Raw genomic sequence first — 18431 nt, forward strand, 5'->3', positions numbered from 1 at the left:
TCGCTGGAAATCAGCAACCGGATGGTCATTATGAGGAGACTGTTTATAACGGTCGGCGAGATCACCATCACCAAGGGGAGACGATGCGTTACATACGTCCGCTTTCAATCGAAGACGCCGTTGGCCTGCTGGCCGACGCTTCCGGCACATCAGCCATTCTCGCTGGAGGCAGTGACCTCCTCGTTCGGATGAAGGGCGGGTTTGTCGATCCCGACCTGATCGTCGACATCAAGGCGATCGAGGGCTTGAGCGAGATCAGGGAGACGGCCGACGGCTTCAGCATCGGCGCCACCGTCCCCTGCGCCGTCCTGGGCGAGAGCTCGGTTCTGAAGAAGGCCTGGCCCGGTGTCGTCGAAGCGTCGAAGCTGATCGGCTCGAAACAGGTCCAGGGCCGCTGCACCATCGTTGGCAATCTGTGCAACGCATCGCCGGCCGCCGACAGCGTCCCGGCCTTGGTGGCCGCCGCCGCAAAGGCCGTGGTTGCCGGTCCGTCGGGCAAGCGCACCATTCCGGTCGAGGCTGTGCCGATCGGGCCTGGCAAGACCTCGCTCACCAAGGGTGAGATCGTCGAGGCGATCCTGCTCGACAAGCGCGCGCCGCGTTCGGGCGACGCCTACCTCAGATTCATCCCGCGCACCGAGATGGACATCGCGGTGGTCAGCGCCGGCGTGAACCTGACGCTCGACGAGCATGGCGTCATAACAGCCGCCCGCGTCGCGCTGGGCGCCGCGGCCCCGACCGTGCTTCTGGTGGAAGAAGCAGCCGAGGCTCTCATCGGCAGGAAGCTGGATAAGGCGGCACTTGAGCGGCTCGCCAAGGTCTGCGCCGGGGCCTGCCGCCCCATCGACGACAAGCGCGGAACGATCGAGTTCAGACGAAAAGTTGCGGGCGTGCTGGCCGGACGGGCCGCGACGACCGCCTACGCACGCGCAGGAGGCAAATGATGGCCGGTGTAGCAGTTTCAACGACAATCAACGGCGACAGCGTCGAATACCTTTGCCAGCCCGACGAGACGTTGCTCGACGTCCTGCGCGACCGGCTCGGGCTGACCGGCGCCAAGGAAGGCTGCGGCACGGGCGACTGCGGCGCCTGCTCGATCATTCTCGACAATCGGCTGGTCTGCTCCTGCCTTGTGCTTGGCGCTGAAGCCGAAGGCCGGCATATCGAGACCGTCGAAGGCATGGCGCATGGCGATCAGTTGCATCCGCTGCAGCAGAAATTCCTCGAACACGCAGCCTTGCAATGCGGCATCTGCACGCCGGGCTTCCTGATCGCGGCGAAGGACCTCCTGGCCAAGAACCCCGATCCGACCGAGGAAGAAATCCGCTTCGGCCTCGCCGGCAACCTCTGCCGCTGCACCGGCTACGACAAGATCGTGCGCGCGGTCCAGGATGCGGCCAATGTGATGAAGGGAGCGCACGCATGAACTTCGATCCACGCTTTTCGGGCCGCAAATTCTCCTCCGTCGGCACGCGGCCTATCCGTCCCGACGGCGTCGACAAGGTGACCGGACGCGCCCGCTACGGCGCCGACTTCAACATGGCTGGACAGCTGGTCGGGCGTGTCCTGCGCAGCCCGCATGCGCATGCCAGGATCCTCAAGATCGACACTTCGAAAGCGGAAAAGCTCGCCGGCGTGAAAGCGGTGATCACCGCCGCCGACCTGCCCGATCTCACCGATGGCGATGCCGCCATGTATGACGTCCTCGACAATTGCATGGCGCGCGGCAAAGCGCTCTATGACGGCCACGCGGTGGCCGCGGTCGCCGCCGTCGATGCCCGCACGGCCAGGCAGGCGCTGAAGCTCATCGAGGTCGAGTATGAGCTGTTGCCGCATGTCACCGATGTCGACGAGGCGATGAAGCACACCGCCCCCTTGATCAACGACACGATCTTCACCGAGGGTCTCGAGGAAAAGCCGGTAAAGCCGTCCAACGTCACCAAGCGCAGCCAGTTTGGCCATGGCGATGTCCATCAGGGTTTCGGCCACGCCGATGTCATCGTCGAGCGCTCCTTCAAGACCGAACAGACGCATCAGGGCTATATCGAGCCGCATGCCTGCGTGGCGAGCGTCTCGTCCGACGGCACCGCCGACCTCTGGGTCTGCACGCAGGGCCATTTCGTCTACCGCCAGCATTGTGCGCAACTGCTCGGGCTGGAAGCCTCGAAGCTGCGCGTCACCTCGTCGGAAATCGGCGGCGGCTTCGGCGGCAAGACCCATGTCTGGGCCGAGCCGGTGGCGCTGGCGCTGTCGCGCAAGGCCGGCCGTCCGGTGAAGCTGGTGATGACCCGCGACGAGGTGTTCCGCGCCTCGGGTCCGACCAGCGCCACCTCGATCGACGTCAAGATCGGCGCCCGCAAGGATGGCACCATCACTGCCGCCGAAGCGACGCTGCGCTACACCAGCGGCCCCTATGCCGGCGCCTGGGCCGAGATCGGCGCCATGACGGCCTTCGCCTGCTACAAGCTCGATAACGTCCAGACGGTCGGCTTCGAAGTGCTGGTCAACCGGCCGAAGACCGCCGCCTATCGCGCACCCTCGGCACCCATGGCTGCGTTCGCGGTGGAAAGCGCCGTCGACGAGCTGGCCAAGGAGCTTGGAATGGATCCGGTCGAGTTCCGGATCAAGAACGCCGCCCAGGAAGGCACCCGCTCTTCCTACGGCCCGGTCTACGGCCCGATCGGCATCGGCCCGACGCTGGAGGCGGCCAAGCACCATCCGCACATGAAGGCGCCGCTGGGCAAGAGCCAGGGCCGCGGCATGGCATGCGGCTTCTGGTTCAACTTCGGTGGCCAGACCTGCGTGGACCTGAACATCGGCATGGACGGCTCGGTGTCGCTGGCCGTCGGCACGGTTGATGTAGGCGGCTCGCGTGCGTCGCTGTCGCTAGTGGCGGCGGAGGAGCTCGGCATCGACTATGCCCAGCTCAAGGCGGTGGTCGCCGACACGTCCTCGCTCGGCTACAACGACATGACCGATGGGAGCCGCGGCACCTTCTCGTCGTCGATGGCGACCATCTCGGCCGCCCGCAACGCCATCAAGATCCTGCGTGAGCGCGCCGCCCAGACGTGGGACATCCCCGTCGACGACGTGGTCTGGGAAAACGGCCACGCCATCGCCAAGGGCGAGAAGTACGGCAATCTTGCAGCCCTGTCGCTGAAGGAGATCGCCGCCGCTTCCGGCAAGACCGGCGGGCCGATCGCCGGCCACAGCGAACTCGTCGCCGACGGCGCCGGCGTCTCCTTCGCCACCCATATATGCGACATCGAGGTCGACCCCGAAACCGGCTCGACCAGGGTGATCCGCTACACGGTGATCCAGGATGCCGGCAAGGCGGTGCACCCCACCTATGTCGAGGGCCAGTACCAGGGCGGTGCGGCGCAAGGCATCGGCTGGGCGCTCAACGAGGAGTACATCTACGGAAAGGATGGGCGTCTCCAGAACGCCGGCTTCCTCGACTACCGCATCCCGGTCTGCTCGGACCTGCCGATGATCGACACGCAGATCCTCGAGATACCCAATCCCAACCACCCCTATGGCGTGCGCGGCGTCGGCGAAACCTCGATCGTGCCGCCGCTGGCGGCGATCGCCAATGCCGTCTCCAACGCAGCCGGCGTGCGCATGACCCACATCCCGATGTCGCCGCCAAGGGTCCTCGCCGCGATCGAGGCGGAACGGGGAGGCTAGGGCAAAAATGAGGTTCTTGCCCTAATGGTCGAAGTCACGCTCTGGGGCGCGCTGGGCCAGCTCGCCGGCGGCCAGAGCAAGGTCGAGGTCGAGGCCAAGGACATCAGGGAGCTGTTCAGGAAACTGGCTGAACAGTATCCCGGCATCGAGCCCTGGATCGAGAAGGGCATCGCGGTGGCGATCGACGGGACGATTTATCGCGATACGTGGTCGAAGGAACTGCCGCCGGGGGCGGAGATTTTTCTGCTGCCGCGGCTGGCTGGGGGGTGAAGTGGGGTGTCGCCCTACGTCCCAGAGCGGACCGGCATCCTCGGTCTGCGAACTTCAAGTGCAATGTCGGTCCTCGCCTAGATGCCAGTTTTGCTGACCGCGTCTTATCGGCGGCGGGGGCCAACAATCCAGAGAACCTGATCCGCTGGATTACTATCGGCAAGGGACATCAGTCCGCACACGGCTCTGAAGTGACTCGAGCGGGTCACCGTTTGACGGACAACACCGGCCCCTTTCTGGAGAGGCCGGCTATCGTTGATCCAGGATCATCAAGCTAGGTTTGGCGCTGAGACGTATCGGAAATTCGTTCGCGCACGGCATGCTCGGTCTTGTCTGCTGTGGACTTCACGATCTCGCCGAGCTGATCGGCTATCGTGTCTGCTTCCATATCTTGCCGGCCAGCTTCCTGCTTGATGGTCTCATAGGCTTCGGCGGCGACCTGCTTGGCCTCATCGAGGCCCCTATTGAGCAAAGTTTCGGCGGAATCGCGAAGCTTGTCGCCATAGGCGCCTAGTTGCTCGTCCTCCGTTGCGGTATGGGGCAGCATTGCACCTATAGCGGCGCCGATGGCGAGACCGACGGCCGCTACGGCCAAGGGTTGGTCCTCCAACAGATCTTGCGCGGAGCGGCTGGCTTTCGCCGCCATGTCCCCAGTCGTCGAGCTTGCATTGGCAGCGCTTCCCGTCAGACCCGCCGCAGCGGCTCTTGCGGTGCTCGATATGGTGTCGCCGACGCTGGTAGCGCTCGAGGAGAGCGATTCCGCGGCGTCGGAGAGCGTGCCGCCCAAACCGCCGCGCTCCCCTGCTACATCATGTCGTCCCGGCGCTGAAGGCAATGGATAGCCAGCCGAACGGTGGGCGGTGTTTGAGGCACCGCTGCCGAACATCAGCCAGGCCAGACCTGCGCCCACCATGGTGACCGGCAAAGGATTGTCTCGGACCTGCGTTCTGAGATTGCTGAGCATGGCCGCGCTCTCCCCTCCCGAGAACAGCCCGGTGAACTCATCCAGCAATTGTCCCGGCGTCATCTTGCCTCGAATGGATTCGGCGGTCTCCATCACCCGGGCGCGCGCCGCCTCGGCCTCGCGTTCAAGTTCGGCTGCGGATTTCTCTTTCATCTCACCTGTTCCTTAATCGCGCTCGCGTCGCGCTTCAGCTGTCCCTGGGTCCGGTCGGGGGTAAGTTCCGAAGGCGCCATGCTGGCCGTCCCGGTCCGCAGCAGGATGACGCCGAGGACCGCCACGACCACACCGACCAGCAGGGAAGACCACCCCGCGCCAAGCCCTGCCCGCGTCAGTGCGATAATGAGCGCCTGCAGCAACACCAAGAGCGCGGCGAGCAGGCAAATCGCGCCGCCCAGCACTTCCGCGGCACCTGCTCCGGCTTTGGTAAGCTTTTCAGAGAGCTCGGCCCGAAACAGCCTCGCCTCGGTTTGCACCAGAGTGGTTACATTCTGGGCCAAATCGGTGACTAGCCCGGCAAGGCTGGGATTGTCCTGGTTGTTCATCTGTCCTGCTCCGCGATCTGCGTGGCGCCATCATCGCCGACCACGCCAAAATCTTGTGGACGATCAGCGGACCAACCCTGTGGCTGATCGGTGTGTGATCTGAGGCCTCCCGGAGCGGCCTCAGAATCGGGCGTTGCCGGCGGAGAAGCCTTGATGAACCGCCCGAGAGCCAATCCGGCCAACACCGATCCCGCAAGCAGGACACCGGGATTTTGCCGGCCGAAGGACTGCACGTCATCAAGGACTTGGCTAAAGGGCTTCTGTTTCAAGGACGATGAAAGCCGCTCAAGGCCACTGGCAGCATCCAAAGCGAACTTCGATGCGTTCCTTTCATCGTTGCTGGCAAGGTGATCGCTGGCGGCTCGCAGTGCACCACCCAACGCCGCCAAGCTCGATCCGATGTCGCGCTGCGCCTCCTCCGCCTTGTCGGAGATGACCTGCGTGGCTTCAGATGCATAGTCGCCAGCCTTACGGGTCACCTCGTCCCGCGCGTCGTGAAGCAACTCGCTGGCACGCTCATTTTCCTGGCGAAGTCTGTCGGAGACGTCGCTTTTCGCCTTGTCGAAATCGGTGGGCTGTCCGCCCTGATCGTTCTCATGCTGCATGAGGCCACCTAGTGAAAACCGAGGAAGGAGAGGACCGCGAGCACGACAACGATAAGGCCGATAAGATAGATGACACTGTTCATGTGCACGTCCTCCGTAGCTTTCCAACTTCGACGAACCTGCGATGTTCCGTAAGTGAGAGCATTTATCTCAGCCGAAACGAAGAGCTTCGTCAGGCACGCACCCAGTCACCAGTGAGTTGCCCTGTCCCTCGTGCGGAGCGCCAGTTGCTCCCGTACGAACCGGTGCGCCCGACTCCGCGGGAACCGAGTGCCGGCTGCGTCCTTATTGCAATCTTTTGCCTATTCGGCGGCCCCGCCTCGGCGTACCGGCGACCAGGGAGAACTCTCCCTTGCCATCCATCGACGGTCCATCGCTCCAACGGCCCCACGCTGGTTCGGCATCTTCGACGAAGCAATGATGAAGGCATAGGATACGGCTTGAGGCGTAAAGCGGCCGGTCATGCATGCCTGAACTGGGCTATTGGTGAACGCGTCTCCATGGGCCAAGTCTCTACTTTGCAGAACGCCCTCCCTAAGCCCCCAGGGTCGGTTCCGTATTCACCTCCAGCGCCTCTTCCGCTTCATCCTCTTCTCCCAGCACCTCGCCATGCACCCCCAGCGGCCGCCCGATCCAGATCGGATCGACCAGATGGTCGCGCTTGGGGTTGGTGGTGTTGGGGTGGATGAGGATGCTCAGGCCGCCATGGTTAAGCATCAGCCAGGGGACCAGCGTGGCGAAGATCTCGGTGGCGAAGGAGACCTGGTACATGGCCTGTTCGTGCGGGCCGACCGGCTCGTCGCGCCAGTTGCCCAGGCGCACGCGGAAGCGTTCGCCGATGCGCAGGCGCAGCCATTCGGCCTGCTGCCGTTCGGCTTGCCCGACATAGTAGATGTGGGCGTGATAGCTGGCGATCTCGGCGAGCGGCCTGGGCGGGCTGGCGGTGTTCACCTTGATGGCTCCCTCGGTGATTGTCGTGCCGGCAGCGTATACGCAAGGGTGCGGGGTGGCCAAGGGGGCACAGCGTGTGCTCGTCATCTCGATTTCGGGCCAATCGCATATGGAGCTCCCCCGCTCCGTCTCGGCTTCGCCCAGCCACCTCTACCCCCACATTCGTGGGGGAGAGGAAATGCTAATCGCCAAGATCGCTGCCTTGAAAAGCTTGGCATTTCCTCTCCCCCATGGACATGGGGAGAGGTGGCCGCGCAGCGGCCGGAGTGGGGGTTGGCACCGCCGTATGCCTATTGCCAGCACTTCATCGGGCGAGGACCCGCTGATCGCAGAGGTCTCCTGCCCCGATCAAACCCTGCCCATCAGCACCAGGATCAGCAGCACCACAAGCACAACGCCGACTATTCCGGACGGCCCATAACCCCAGGAGCGCGAATGCGGCCAGGCCGGTACGGCGCCGATCAGGATCAGGATCAGAACTATGATGAGAATGGTGCTGACGGTCATAAGAGTCCCTCGCTTTGCTCTTCAGATGCGAGGGGACAATGCAAAAGGCCGCCCGGTTGTTCCGGGCGGCCTTTTGTCCGACTGGTCGAATGCAGCTATTCCGCGGCTTTCGGGAAGGCGATTGCCGGCTCATCGAGCGGACCCGGCTTCGGCCCCGTGGACGCATCCCGTTTCTTGTCGCGGCCGAACAGCCGGCGGAAGAAGGCATAGAAGCGGCTGTTCTTGCTGCGCGTGAAGATCATCAGCATGGACGGCGTCACCACCAGCGTCAGCAGCGTGGCAAAGGACAGGCCGAAGACGATCGCCGAGGACAACGAAATCCACCATTGCGTCGACGGCGCGTTGATCGTCGTCTCGTGATGGAAGATTTCGAGGCCGAGACCAAAGGCGATCGGCAGAACGCCGAGGATGGCCGAGACCGCCGTCAGCACCACCGGGCGGGCGCGCTCGCGGCAGGTCTGCAGCACCGCTTCCATCTTGTCCCAGCCTTCTTCGCGCAGCCGGTCATAGGTGTCGATGAGCACGATGTTGTTGTTCACCACCACACCGGCCAGCGCGATGACGCCGATGCCCGACATGACGATGCCGAAGGCTTCGCCTGTCAGCAGCAGCCCCAGGAACACGCCGATCGTCGCCATGACCACGCAGGACAGCACCAGCAGCACGCTGGTGAACTTGTTGAACTGCATTAGCAGCACCAGGAAGATCAGGAAGATCGCGGCGCCAAAAGCCTTGCCGAGGAAGGCGCTGGCTTCGGCGCTGTCCTCGTTCGACCCCGCCAGCTTCCAGCGTATGCCGTTGTCGAGCTTCATGTCGGTGACCGCCTTGGTCACCTCCGCCTGCACCGCCGCAACCTGGTTACCGGCGGCGACGTTGGCCTGGACGACCACGGTGCGGGCGCCATCGATGCGGTTGAGGATGCCGACGGTCGGCTCCGGCTTGCGCACGACGAAGTTCGAGATCGGCACCGAGCCTTGCGCGGTCTGCACCCGGAGTTCGTCGAGCGTCGACAGCGTGCGCCGGTCTTCGGGCAGGCGCAGCCTGATGTCGACGGCATCGTCGGCGCCGGCCGGCCGGTATTCCGACAGCTTCAACCCATTGGTCACCAATTGCACCACCGTGCCGACGGCCGTCGGGCTGATGCCATACTGCGCCGCCTTGGCGCGGTCGACCTCGAGCGCCCAGTCGACGCCGGGCGGCGGCAGGCCGTCCGACACGTCGATGACGCCGGGCACCTTGGCGATGCGCGCCGCAACCGCGCGGGCCTGGTCGTCGAGCCCTTTGGGATCGATGGCCGAAAGCCGGAGCTGGACCGCCTTGCCCGTCGGAGGACCGGCCTCCGGCACGCGCACCTCGACATCGACGCCGGGAATGCCGGCCATGACGGTGCGCAGCTCATCCAGGATATTGTTCGCCGATTTGCGCTCGCGCCAGTCGATGAACTCATACTGGATGACGCCGACGACGTCCTCCGGCACGTCCTGTCCGCCGCCCTGCGTCTTGCCGACGCGGGTATAGACCGATTTGACGCCAGGCCAGCCAAGCAGCCGGTTTTCGGCGATCCTGGTCGCCGTGTCCATTTCGGCCAGGGAGAGATTGCCGCGGGCATGCACATAGAGCAGGCCGTAATCGGGCTCGACGCTGGGGAAGAACTCGACGCCGGCGCCATATTTCGAATAGGCGAAGCCGACGCCGGTGAGCAGCACGGCGGTGAGCACCAGCACGGTGATGGGGAAGCGCACCGCCTGCTTGACCAGCGCCATGTACCAGCCGTCGCGATTTTGTTCCTCGTGATGCTCCGGCGCCTTGGCGAAAAGCGCGCCCAGCGTCGGCGCGAACACCAGCGCATAAAGCATCGAGGCCGACAGCGTGACGATCAGCGTGATCGGCATGTATTTCATGAAGTCGCCGATGATGCCGGGCCAGAACAGCAGCGGCGAAAACGCCGCGATGCGCGTCATCGTCGCGGCGATGACCGGACCGGCCATGCGCTTGGCGGCAAGCGTGAAGGCTTCCGCCTTCGGCATGCCTTCGCCCATGCGCCGTTCGGCGAATTCGGTGACGATGATGGCGTCGTCGACCAGCATGCCGACCGCCAGGATAAGGCTGAACAGCACGATCATGTTGATGGTGTAGCCCATCATCGCCAAGAGCAGGATGCCGATCAGGAAGGATGACGGAATGGCAAGCCCGATCAGCAGCGAGGCGCGGCCGGACAGCGCATAGAGGATGACGATGAACACCAGGATGACGGCGATCATCACGTGGTTCTGCAGGTCGCCCAGCAACTGGTTGACGAAGACAGACTTGTCCTGCGTGTAGGTGATGTTCATGCCTTCCGGCATGGTCTTGACATAGGCGTCGGACACTTCCCGCACCTTGGCCAGCGTGTCGATCAGATTGGCGCCGATGCGCTTCTTGACTTCGATGGCGATGGCCGGCTTACCGTTGAGGCGGGTGATGGTCTCGGCGTCGGCGAAGGTCGAACGCACCGTGGCGATGTCCTTCGCCTGCACCACGGCATTAGGCCCGGCGACCACCGGAAGCGAAGCCACATCCTCGGGTGTCTCGATCAGCGACGGCACCTTGACCGCGTATTTGCCTTCCGAACCCTCGATGTTGCCGGCGGCGACCAGGCTGTTGGAAGCGCCGACGGCGCCGATCAGCTGGTCGAGCTGCAGCCCGTAGGAGGACAGCTTCATCGGGTCGATGACGACCTCGACAAGATCGTCGCGCGCGCCCTGCAGCGAGCCTTCGAGAACGCCGGGCACTTCCTCGATGCGGTCGCGCAATTCGCGCGCGGCAGCCGTCAGCACGCGCTCGGGCAATTCGCCCGACAACGTCACCACCAGCACGGGGAATTCGGAGATGTTGACCTCGGTGACGACGGGTTCTTCGGCCGCCTGCGGCAGGTCGGCCTTGCCGTCCTGCACCTTGGAGCGCGTGTCCTGAAGTGCTGTCGCCAGATTGGTCTGCGGCTGGAACTCGACCAGCACATAGCCGCCGCCCTGGAAGGCGGCCGAGCGCATTTCCTTGAGGCCCTTGAGGCTCTTCAGCTTGCTTTCCATCGGCCGCAGCAGAAGGCGCTCGGAATCCTCAGGCGAAATGCCCTGATAGATCAGGCTGACATACATCATCGGAATCGGAACGTCGGGTTCCGCTTCCTTCGGCGTCGACTGATAGGCGACCCAGCCCGCCAGCAGCAGGAACACCAGCACCGCAATGGTCAGCCGGGCATTGTTGATCGCGAGTTTGACGATATCCATGGCCTGTTCTCAAGATTTCAGGAGCCGCATTGCCGCCGGTTGTCCCCGCCCCGGCTGTCCCCGGCCGGGGCCGCTCCGGCGCTACTGCGTTGTCGCTTCGCCCAACAGCTTCTGGATGGTCGCCTGGTCGGCCTCGACCGGCTTGACGACGTCGCCTTCCTTGACGAGTTCCTGGCCGGCGACGATGACGCGGGCATCGGCTGGAATGCCGCCAAGCACCAGGCCCTTCGGCGAGTCGTCAACGAGGTCGATCGGGAAGAACACCACCTTGTTGTCCTTGTCGACGGCACGGATGCCAAGGTCGCCCTTGTCGCCCAGCGTCACCACGGAGCGCGGCAACATGACGGCATCGGTCGGCTGCGCGCTGAGCGAAATCTCGGCCGTCATGCCCGCCGGCACGGAGCCATCGGCATTGGGCACGGCAATCTCGACGCGGAAGGTGCGGGTCGCCGACGAGGCGTCGCGGCTGATGTAGCGCACCGTGCCTTCGACGGTCTGGCCGCTGACCAGCCGCACAGCAGCCTTGTCGCCGAGCTTGAGATAGCCGAGGTCGCGTTCGCTGACTTCGCCGCGCGCAATCACCGGATCGAGCTTGAGGATGGTTGCCACCTCGCCGCCCTGCATGATGGAACTGCCGAGCTCCACCGGCACCCGGTCGATGACGCCGTCGAAGGGCGCCTTGACCAGATTGCGCTCGAGTTCGGCCTGCGCCGTTTCCAGCTGCGACTGCGCAGCGGTCAGGTTCGAACGCGCCGTGTCGAGCTGCAGCTTGGGCAGATTGCCGGTCTTCATGAGCCGCAGCGATGCGTCGAGTTCAGCCTGGCGCTGCGCGACGAGCTGCCTGGCACTGTCGACCATCGAGATCTTTTCTTCGGCCGCCAGCATCAGCACCAGGTCGCCGGTCTTGACGTGATCGCCCTGCTTGACCGGCAGCTTTTCGATGACGCCGGCGACGCGCGTCGCCAGCACGGCGCGCTTGTCGGCCTCGGTCAGCCCGGAAATGCGGATGGCGCGGGCATAGGTCTTGCGCGGCGGCGTCACCACAGCGACGGTGCGCAGCGGCGCCTTCGGTTCGGCCTCGGCGGTCTTGGTTGCATCCGGTGCCTTGGCCTGATCGCCCGGCTTGGCCTGATCGCCTGCCTTGCCAGCACCTTCGACAGCGGCGCTGCCGACGGACGAGAACGCGCCTGTTCCCATCCAGGCGGCGAAGCCGATGAGCACGACAATAGCGGCAAGCTTGTGAAACCTGATCTTCGGCATCATTGTTTTTCCACTGCGGGGTTCGGCCAAGTCGTTATCCAACAGGAGTCCGTCGTCTAACAGCTACCGTGTCTTCCAACTCGGGCGCGTCGCCGATATGGGTGCGCGCCAGGCCGTGTTCAATTTGCCGTGAACGGCGAAGCCGGGCTTCTACATCAAAGTAGCATCGCAATACAGTCGAAAAGTTGCAGGAACATTGTGCCAGGCGATGTAGTGTGGCCAACGAAAACGGTTTTATCGGCGCCCCGTCAGGCGGCGGAACGACAGTCTCGGAACCATACGGATGTTGGAGGCGCTTTGTTTTCAAGGCGTTTTGAGCACTGATACCCCCTGTGCCCGCACTAGTTTTTGACGCTCAAATGTGGGCGCGACCTGCGTAGCCACTCAGTGAATGGCAGCAGGCGTCAGTATGATTTTGTATACCGTCACACGCAACGGTTGTTCCGGGACGGAAAGTCATCGGCGCTACTCCGATTTCCGAACACTTCGCTGATCGTCTTGATCGATCCGGGCGGACTCAGGCCCGCCGGCGTTCCGCGTCCGGCTTCTTGCGGGCGGCGAGAAATTCCTTCACCCGCCGTCCCGGTGCCGGCCCGCGCACCGGTTTGAAGCCGTCATCTAGTTCGCCGGAAAGATCGAGCGTCGGCCGCTTGCCGACGGCGTCGTAATTCTCCTCCAGCCAGTCGCTCGCCGCTATGCGGCCAAGGTCGCGCAAATAGGTCAAAAAAGCCCATTCGGCGTTGACCTTGGATGACGCCGACAGATCCTTGAACGCTTCGTCGGCATCGATGCGGTGCATGCGGATGTCGCGGTATTCGCCAGGCGGCAGCCGGCCGGCGGCGATCAGCTCCTTGACGAAGGCGATCGAGCGGAATTCGTTCAGCAGCCCGGCATTGAAGGTGATCTCGTCGATGCGGTTCTGGATTTCGTTGGCGCTTTTCGGCGTGCCCTCGCGCACCACCGGATTGATCTGCACCAGCAGCACATCCTCCGTCGCCGCCGTCTTGAAGAACGGAAACAGCGCCGGATTGCCGCCATAGCCGCCATCCCAATAGGGCACGCCCTTGATCTCGACGGCGCGGAACAATTGCGGCAGGCAGGCCGAGGCCATCACCGTGTCGAGGTCGATCTCGCCGTCGGAAAAGACGCGCAGCTGGCCGGTCTCGACATTGGTCGCCGAAATGAACAGCTCCATCGACTTGCAGGCGTGGACATTTTTGAAATCGATCTCCTGCTCGACCACGTCGCGCAGCGGGTTCAAGCCCAGCGGATTGGCGACATAGGGCGAAAACACTCGCGACATGGTGTCGAAGAAGAAATAGCCGGGCGTGTTCTCGATCGACCAGTTGCCCCAGGCGACGTCCCACGGCATGCGCTGCACCGGGCTGAAGCGGCCCTTGGCCGCCACCGCGCGCCAGAAATCGTCGAGCTTTTGCCGTGCACCCTCGACGCCGCCGCGCACAAAACCATCGGCCAGCGCCACCGCATTCATCGCGCCGGCGCTGGTGCCGGACACGGCTGAAATGTCGAGCCTGCCATCCTCCAGCAGCCGGTCGAGTACGCCCCAGGAGAAAGCCCCGTGCGAGCCGCCTCCCTGCAGCGCAATGTTGATCTTCTTCGTTTCCTCCGCCTTGCCGTTTTTGGTCATGGCGTTCCTGTTCAGTTTGGTCGCTGCTGCCTCATTCCGCCCGGAAATCGGGCGGGTTCGACGGCAGCGGACTTATATTGCAGTGCAGCATATAAGGGATGACCAAGGCAAGAACACGAACACGGTCGCGTGATCACATGAAATTTTGGTCATGGGGAATGGTCCTCCACGCCCAGGTCTTCGCCCTACGAATACCCCCACCCTTGATCCCTCCCCACAAGGGGGAGGGAGACTTGGTAGACGCTGATCTCAGCAAACCACCGACGTTTCGGCGGCGCGCGCCAGCTGCCCTCCCCTTGTGGGGGTCCGAAGGACGGGCGAGATTCGTGGCTCGCCCCGGCAAGCTAGGGTGGGGTCCTCTTCGCAACAATCTGAACTTGGAACCTCAGGCCACGAGGTCCGGCACCGGCCCGACATAGCGCGACTGTGGACGGATCAGCCGCCCCGTCGTCTGCTGTTCGCGCGCATGGGCGATCCAGCCGGCGACACGTCCGGCGGCAAAGACATTGCTGAACGCCTGTGGCGGAAAGCCAGCCGCCTCAAGCACAAGCGCTGTGTAAAACTCGACATTGGTCTGCAGCGAGCGCTGCGGCTTGGCGATCCGCAGCACTTCGAGCGCCGTGTGCTCGACCTGTTCGGCGAAGGCCAGGCGGCGGCCGGCTTCGCCCTCGCTGCCGAGCTGCCGCACGACGGCTTTCAGTACATCGGCGCGCGGATCGCGCACGCGGTAGATACGATGGCCGAAACCCATGATGCGCTCGCCATGCGCGACCTTCTCGCGCAGCCAACCGGCCGCGTCGCCATGCGCCTGGATTGCATCGAGCATCTCGATCACCGGGCCGGGCGCGCCGCCGTGCAGGGGCCCCTTGAGCGCGCCGAGCCCGGCCAGCACCGACGATGTCAGACCGGCCAGCGTCGATGCGACGACGCGGGTGGCGAAGGTCGAGGCGTTGAGGCCGTGATCGCAGACGGTCACCAGATAGGTGTCGAGTGCCCTTGCCAGCGCCGGCGACGGGACGGATCCCTCGAGCATCCTCAGCATGTCGGCGGCATGATCGGCCTTCGCGTCAGGTGCGATCGGCTGCTCGCCACGCGCCACGCGCAGCAGAGCCGGCGTCAGCACGGCGGGCGCCGCGATCAGCCGCAAGGCGTCCGTCGGTGTCTCGCCATCCGGCAGCAGCGCCATGCCGGCGCGCATGGCGCTATAGATCTCAAGCGGTGCGAGCAGCGGCAGCGAGGGCGCAAGCCGCTCGAACACCTCGACGCGAGCCTTGCCCAGCCTCGCTGCCAGTTCGGCATCGCCGGGAAGGCCGTCGAAGAAGCCGTCGAGCAACAGGCGAACCACTTGCGCATAGCGCCAGCGTCCCGCCAATTCCGGCAGCGAATGACCGCGGATCGTCAGGCGGCCGCCAAGGCCATCGACATCGGAGAGCACGGTCTCCGCCGCCACCACATCATCGAGCCCGTTCGCCATATCTCATCTCCTTGCAGCTTTTCTGCATGGGAGATAAGGGTTAGGCTGCGCCTCGATCAATCTTGATCAATATAATCAATGTATGGGCTGAAAATGTCCGAATGGCTGTCGCGGGAAGAGGCGCTGGAAAGGCTCAAGGTCCGGCCGCAGACGCTCTACGCCTATGTCAGCCGTGGCCGCATCGGCATGCGGCCGGATGAGAGCGACCCGCGCCGCAGCCAGTACCGCGCCGACGACATCGCCGCACTGGCGACCCGCCGGGCGCGCGGCCGCAGTCCCTCGGCCATCGCCGAGAGTGCGATCGCCTGGGGCGAACCCTCGATCGCAACAGCAATTTCGACCGTTCTGCACGGGCGCCTCATCTACCGAGGGCAAGACGCCGTTGCGCTCGCCAAATCGGCGACGCTGGAGGAAACCGCCGCTCTGCTGTGGGCCTCGGCCGAACCAGTGACGTTCAAAGCTCCGTCACCTGAAGCGCCTCATCCAGTCGGCCGCGCCTCGGCCTTTGGGCAGCTTGCCATGCTTGCCGGCCAGGGGCGGCCTTCGCTCGGGCGCAGCGCCGCCTCGCTGTGCACTGAAGCCGCGCACACAGTCGCAGCGCTGGCGCAGTCGCTGGGCGCCGGAACCGGCACAGCGCCCGTCCATAAGCGCCTGGCGCAGGGCTGGTCGGTGAATGATGCCGGCGCGGAAGCGATCCGCTGCGCCCTCGTCCTGCTCGCCGATCATGAACTCAACGCATCGACCTTCGCCGCCCGCGTCGCAGCGTCCACAGGCGCCTCGCCTGCCGCATGCCTGCTGGCCGGCCTGGCAACGCTGTCCGGCCCGCGCCACGGTGGTGCCGGCGAAGCGGTGATGCAACTGGCTGAAGATGCAGCAGCCCACGGCGCGGATGCGGCGATCCGGCGCTGGCTCGGCCATGATCGGCCCTTGCCGGCGTTCGGCCATCCGCTCTATCCCGACGGCGATCCCCGTGCCACCGCACTTCTGGAAGTCATCCCTGTCGACGAGACGCTGCAACAGCTGCAAAAAGCCGCCATGGCGGCGGTCGGTGCCCAGCCCAACATCGACTTCGCCCTGGCCGCACTAACGCGCGGCCTTGGCTTGCCGCGCGATGCACCGTTCCAGCTGTTTGCGCTCGGACGCAGTGTCGGCTGGGCCGCGCATATGGTCGAACAGATCATTAGCGGCAGCATCATCAGGCCGCGTGGCCGCTATGAGGGACGCGTGACTTAAGCCGACCTGGCCGTGTTCCCGAACCGCGCACGGTACGCGACGGGCGTCGTGGCGAACTGCTGACGAAAATGATGCCGCAGCGTGCCTGCCGCGCCAAAGCCGGCAGTCTCGGCAATCCGTTCGATCGGCATGGCGGTGTCTTCCAGCAGCGTGCGCGCACGCGAAAGCCGTTCCGAGAGCAGCCAGCGCGCCGGCGTGACGCCGGTTGCGGCCGCGAACCGGCGCAGGAACGTCCGCTCGCTCATACCGGCAAGCTCGGCCAAGATGGCGACGGGATAGTCGGCGGCAATATCGGCGCGCATCCTGTCGATCAACGGTCCAAGCCGGCTGCGCTCGTGCAGCTCGGGAACGGAACTTTCGACATACTGCGCCTGGCCGCCGTCGCGATGCGGCGGCACGACCAGACGGCGCGCCACCATGTTTGCAGCCTTGGTGCCGAAGTCGCGCCGAACCAGATGCAGGCAGAGGTCGATGCCCGCGGCACTGCCGGCGGAAGTCAGGACATTGCCCTCATCGATGTACAGGACATCCGGAACCACGGTGATGTCAGGGTAGAGCTCCGTCAGCTTCTCGCTATAGCGCCAGTGCGTCGTCGCTCTTTTGCCCGCAAGCAGGCCGGCCGCCGCAAGCACGAACACGCCCGAACAGATCGAAAGAATGCGAGAGCCGCGCTCGTGTGCCTTTCGAAGCGCCTCGATCAGCGCCGGCGGCACCGGAGCCTCCGTTCCGCGCCATCCCGGTACGATCACCGTGCCGGCCTGGCCGATCAGATCGATCCCGCCGTCGGCAACAATACGCACGCCGCCCAGCGCGCGCATTTCACCGGTATCAATACCGGCAACCGCAAAACGGTACCAATCCTCACCCATTTCCGGCCGGGGCAAGGCGAAGATCTCAACCGCCACGCCAAACTCGAACGTGCACAGCCCGTCATAGGCAACGGCAACGACAAGAGGGTTGGCAGGGCGCGGATTGGCAGAGGATGGCATGATCTTGACGATATATGGCAAAGCTGCCAGCTGCAATCGCCCTGCTTCCTGTCTTATCTCTCCGTCGCATCAGCAATGGAGATACGAGGATGAGCCACGTGACAGACATTCCGGCGGCATCGCCGGATATCGCCCGCGACCATTTTCTGCGCCGGCTTTCCGTCGAGACCGACTGTTCCGACGTCGCCGCCGCACTGCGTGCCGGGGAGCCGGACTTTGTTCTCCTGCATGTGGTCGGTTCGCCGGAAGCCTATGGACGCCGCCATGTGCCGGGCGCGCTGCATCTGCCCCACCGCGAAATATCGGCCGAGCGGATGGTGCAATGGCCCGAAAAGACGCTGTTCGTCGTCTATTGCGCGGGACCGCATTGCAATGGCGCGGATCAGGCGGCCTTCAAGCTGGCCAGCCTCGGTCGTCCCGTGAAGATCATGATCGGCGGCATAACCGGTTGGCAGGACGAGGACCTTCCTTTCGCTTCAGGCAAGGAGCCCGGTGTCTTGCACGCGTGAGGCCAAGGCCAGGCTGCGCGGCAGCGTCCACGCGATATGGTCGGGCTGGAGCAAGCATGCAAAGGCGATGGTTAGAATTCGTCCATTCGTGCGCCAGGATGTCGGTGCGGTGCTCGCCCTCATGCGGGCGCTAGCCGTCTTAGGGTTATGACGACAAGCTTCGCGTCACCTAAGCGAACCTCATCGAGCACGGGCTGGGACCATCGCCCCGGTTCGGCGTGTTGGTGGCGGAGCGCGAGGGCGTGATCGTCGGCATCGCCGTCCACTACCTCATCCCCTGGACCTACGACCTGAAGCCGGTTGTCTGGCTGAAGGAACTCTACGTCACTGAAGCGACGCGCGGCATGGGGGTCGGCCATGCGCTTGTTGAACAGCTTCGCCAACACGCTTTGAGCATTGGCGCCTCCGCCATCAAATGGACGGTGCTGAAATCCAACTCGCCGGCCAAAGCCTTCTACCGCTCGCTCGACGGCCAGCCCGACGATATCTGGGAACCGTGGCAGCTGAAAATCGACCCGTGACGGCC

General features: G+C 64.4%; 17 protein-coding genes. 7 read left to right on the forward strand and 10 right to left on the reverse strand.

Annotation, left to right across the window (positions count from 1 at the left end; genetic code table 11):
• The first annotated feature begins 83 nt into the window (after nt 1-83).
• Genes NKI64_RS02330 through NKI64_RS02345 form a run of 4 tightly spaced genes read left to right on the forward strand, consistent with a single transcriptional unit; the run spans nt 84 to nt 3957 of the window.
• Nucleotides 84-944, forward strand: coding sequence for an FAD binding domain-containing protein (locus NKI64_RS02330; RefSeq protein WP_352666363.1), 861 nt, complete (start codon nt 84-86; stop codon nt 942-944).
• Nucleotides 944-1426, forward strand: a complete 483-nt coding sequence (locus NKI64_RS02335) for a (2Fe-2S)-binding protein (protein ID WP_023822301.1) — start codon at nt 944-946, stop codon at nt 1424-1426. The genes NKI64_RS02330 and NKI64_RS02335 overlap by 1 nt, the downstream gene beginning before the upstream one ends.
• Nucleotides 1423-3687: a xanthine dehydrogenase family protein molybdopterin-binding subunit gene (locus NKI64_RS02340; protein WP_352666365.1), complete on the forward strand. Its 2265-nt coding sequence runs from the start codon at nt 1423-1425 to the stop codon at nt 3685-3687. Before NKI64_RS02335 ends, NKI64_RS02340 begins: the two co-directional genes overlap by 4 nt.
• 24 nt (nt 3688-3711) lie before the next feature.
• A complete protein-coding gene (locus NKI64_RS02345) occupies nt 3712-3957 on the forward strand; it encodes a MoaD/ThiS family protein (protein WP_023684042.1) in 246 nt (81 codons plus the stop codon).
• Nucleotides 3958-4231: 274 nt separating this feature from the next.
• Here NKI64_RS02345 and NKI64_RS02350 read toward each other — a convergent pair whose 3' ends face one another.
• The 9 genes from NKI64_RS02350 to NKI64_RS02390 form a co-directional block, all read right to left on the reverse strand.
• Nucleotides 4232-5014: a hypothetical protein gene (locus tag NKI64_RS02350; protein WP_245261172.1), complete on the reverse strand. Its 783-nt coding sequence runs from the start codon at nt 5012-5014 to the stop codon at nt 4232-4234.
• Between the two features lie 56 nt (nt 5015-5070).
• Nucleotides 5071-5463 carry a phage holin family protein gene (locus NKI64_RS02355; RefSeq protein WP_023693628.1) on the reverse strand — a complete coding sequence of 131 codons (393 nt, stop codon included), beginning with the start codon at nt 5461-5463 and terminating at the stop codon, nt 5071-5073.
• Nucleotides 5460-6068 (reverse strand): hypothetical protein, encoded by a 609-nt coding sequence (locus NKI64_RS02360; RefSeq protein WP_023696785.1) that lies wholly within the window; start codon nt 6066-6068, stop codon nt 5460-5462. Before NKI64_RS02360 ends, NKI64_RS02355 begins: the two co-directional genes overlap by 4 nt.
• Nucleotides 6069-6602: 534 nt before the next feature.
• The gene (locus NKI64_RS02365) at nt 6603-7019 is read right to left on the reverse strand and encodes a DOPA 4,5-dioxygenase family protein (RefSeq protein ID WP_245260353.1); all 417 of its coding nucleotides are present in this window, start codon (nt 7017-7019) and stop codon (nt 6603-6605) included.
• A gap of 348 nt (nt 7020-7367) precedes the next feature.
• A complete protein-coding gene (locus NKI64_RS02370; RefSeq protein WP_023702789.1) occupies nt 7368-7526 on the reverse strand; it encodes a DUF3309 family protein in 159 nt (52 codons plus the stop codon).
• Between the two features lie 95 nt (nt 7527-7621).
• Entirely contained in the window at nt 7622-10792 is a 3171-nt protein-coding gene (locus NKI64_RS02375; protein ID WP_352666368.1) for an efflux RND transporter permease subunit, read from the reverse strand.
• Nucleotides 10793-10873: 81 nt separating this feature from the next.
• Entirely contained in the window at nt 10874-12052 is a 1179-nt protein-coding gene (locus tag NKI64_RS02380) for an efflux RND transporter periplasmic adaptor subunit (RefSeq protein ID WP_023713273.1), read from the reverse strand.
• A gap of 517 nt (nt 12053-12569) precedes the next feature.
• The gene (locus tag NKI64_RS02385) at nt 12570-13700 is read right to left on the reverse strand and encodes a patatin-like phospholipase family protein (RefSeq protein ID WP_023825035.1); all 1131 of its coding nucleotides are present in this window, start codon (nt 13698-13700) and stop codon (nt 12570-12572) included.
• 385 nt (nt 13701-14085) lie between these two features.
• Nucleotides 14086-15174, reverse strand: a complete 1089-nt coding sequence (locus NKI64_RS02390) for a citrate synthase/methylcitrate synthase (RefSeq protein WP_023727618.1) — start codon at nt 15172-15174, stop codon at nt 14086-14088.
• Nucleotides 15175-15267: 93 nt separating this feature from the next.
• Here NKI64_RS02390 and NKI64_RS02395 point away from each other — a divergent pair, with 93 nt between their 5' ends.
• Nucleotides 15268-16407: a citrate/2-methylcitrate synthase gene (locus NKI64_RS02395; RefSeq protein ID WP_352666370.1), complete on the forward strand. Its 1140-nt coding sequence runs from the start codon at nt 15268-15270 to the stop codon at nt 16405-16407.
• Here the strand turns inward: NKI64_RS02395 and ftrA are convergent.
• A complete protein-coding gene (gene ftrA, locus NKI64_RS02400) occupies nt 16404-17396 on the reverse strand; it encodes a transcriptional regulator FtrA (protein WP_502901364.1) in 993 nt (330 codons plus the stop codon). The genes NKI64_RS02395 and ftrA overlap by 4 nt on opposite strands.
• A gap of 89 nt (nt 17397-17485) precedes the next feature.
• Here ftrA and NKI64_RS02405 point away from each other — a divergent pair, with 89 nt between their 5' ends.
• Together NKI64_RS02405 and NKI64_RS02410 are read left to right on the forward strand one after the other, a co-directional pair.
• On the forward strand, nt 17486-17905 hold the full coding sequence (locus NKI64_RS02405; protein WP_023707263.1) for a rhodanese-like domain-containing protein: 420 nt from the start codon (nt 17486-17488) through the stop codon (nt 17903-17905).
• A 224-nt stretch (nt 17906-18129) separates the two neighbouring features.
• Nucleotides 18130-18426 (forward strand): GNAT family N-acetyltransferase, encoded by a 297-nt coding sequence (locus tag NKI64_RS02410; protein WP_196813634.1) that lies wholly within the window; start codon nt 18130-18132, stop codon nt 18424-18426.
• Nucleotides 18427-18431: the final 5 nt, after the last annotated feature.

Origin of the sequence: Mesorhizobium sp. M0478, from assembly GCF_040321305.1 — a bacterium.
GTDB lineage: Bacteria > Pseudomonadota > Alphaproteobacteria > Rhizobiales > Rhizobiaceae > Mesorhizobium.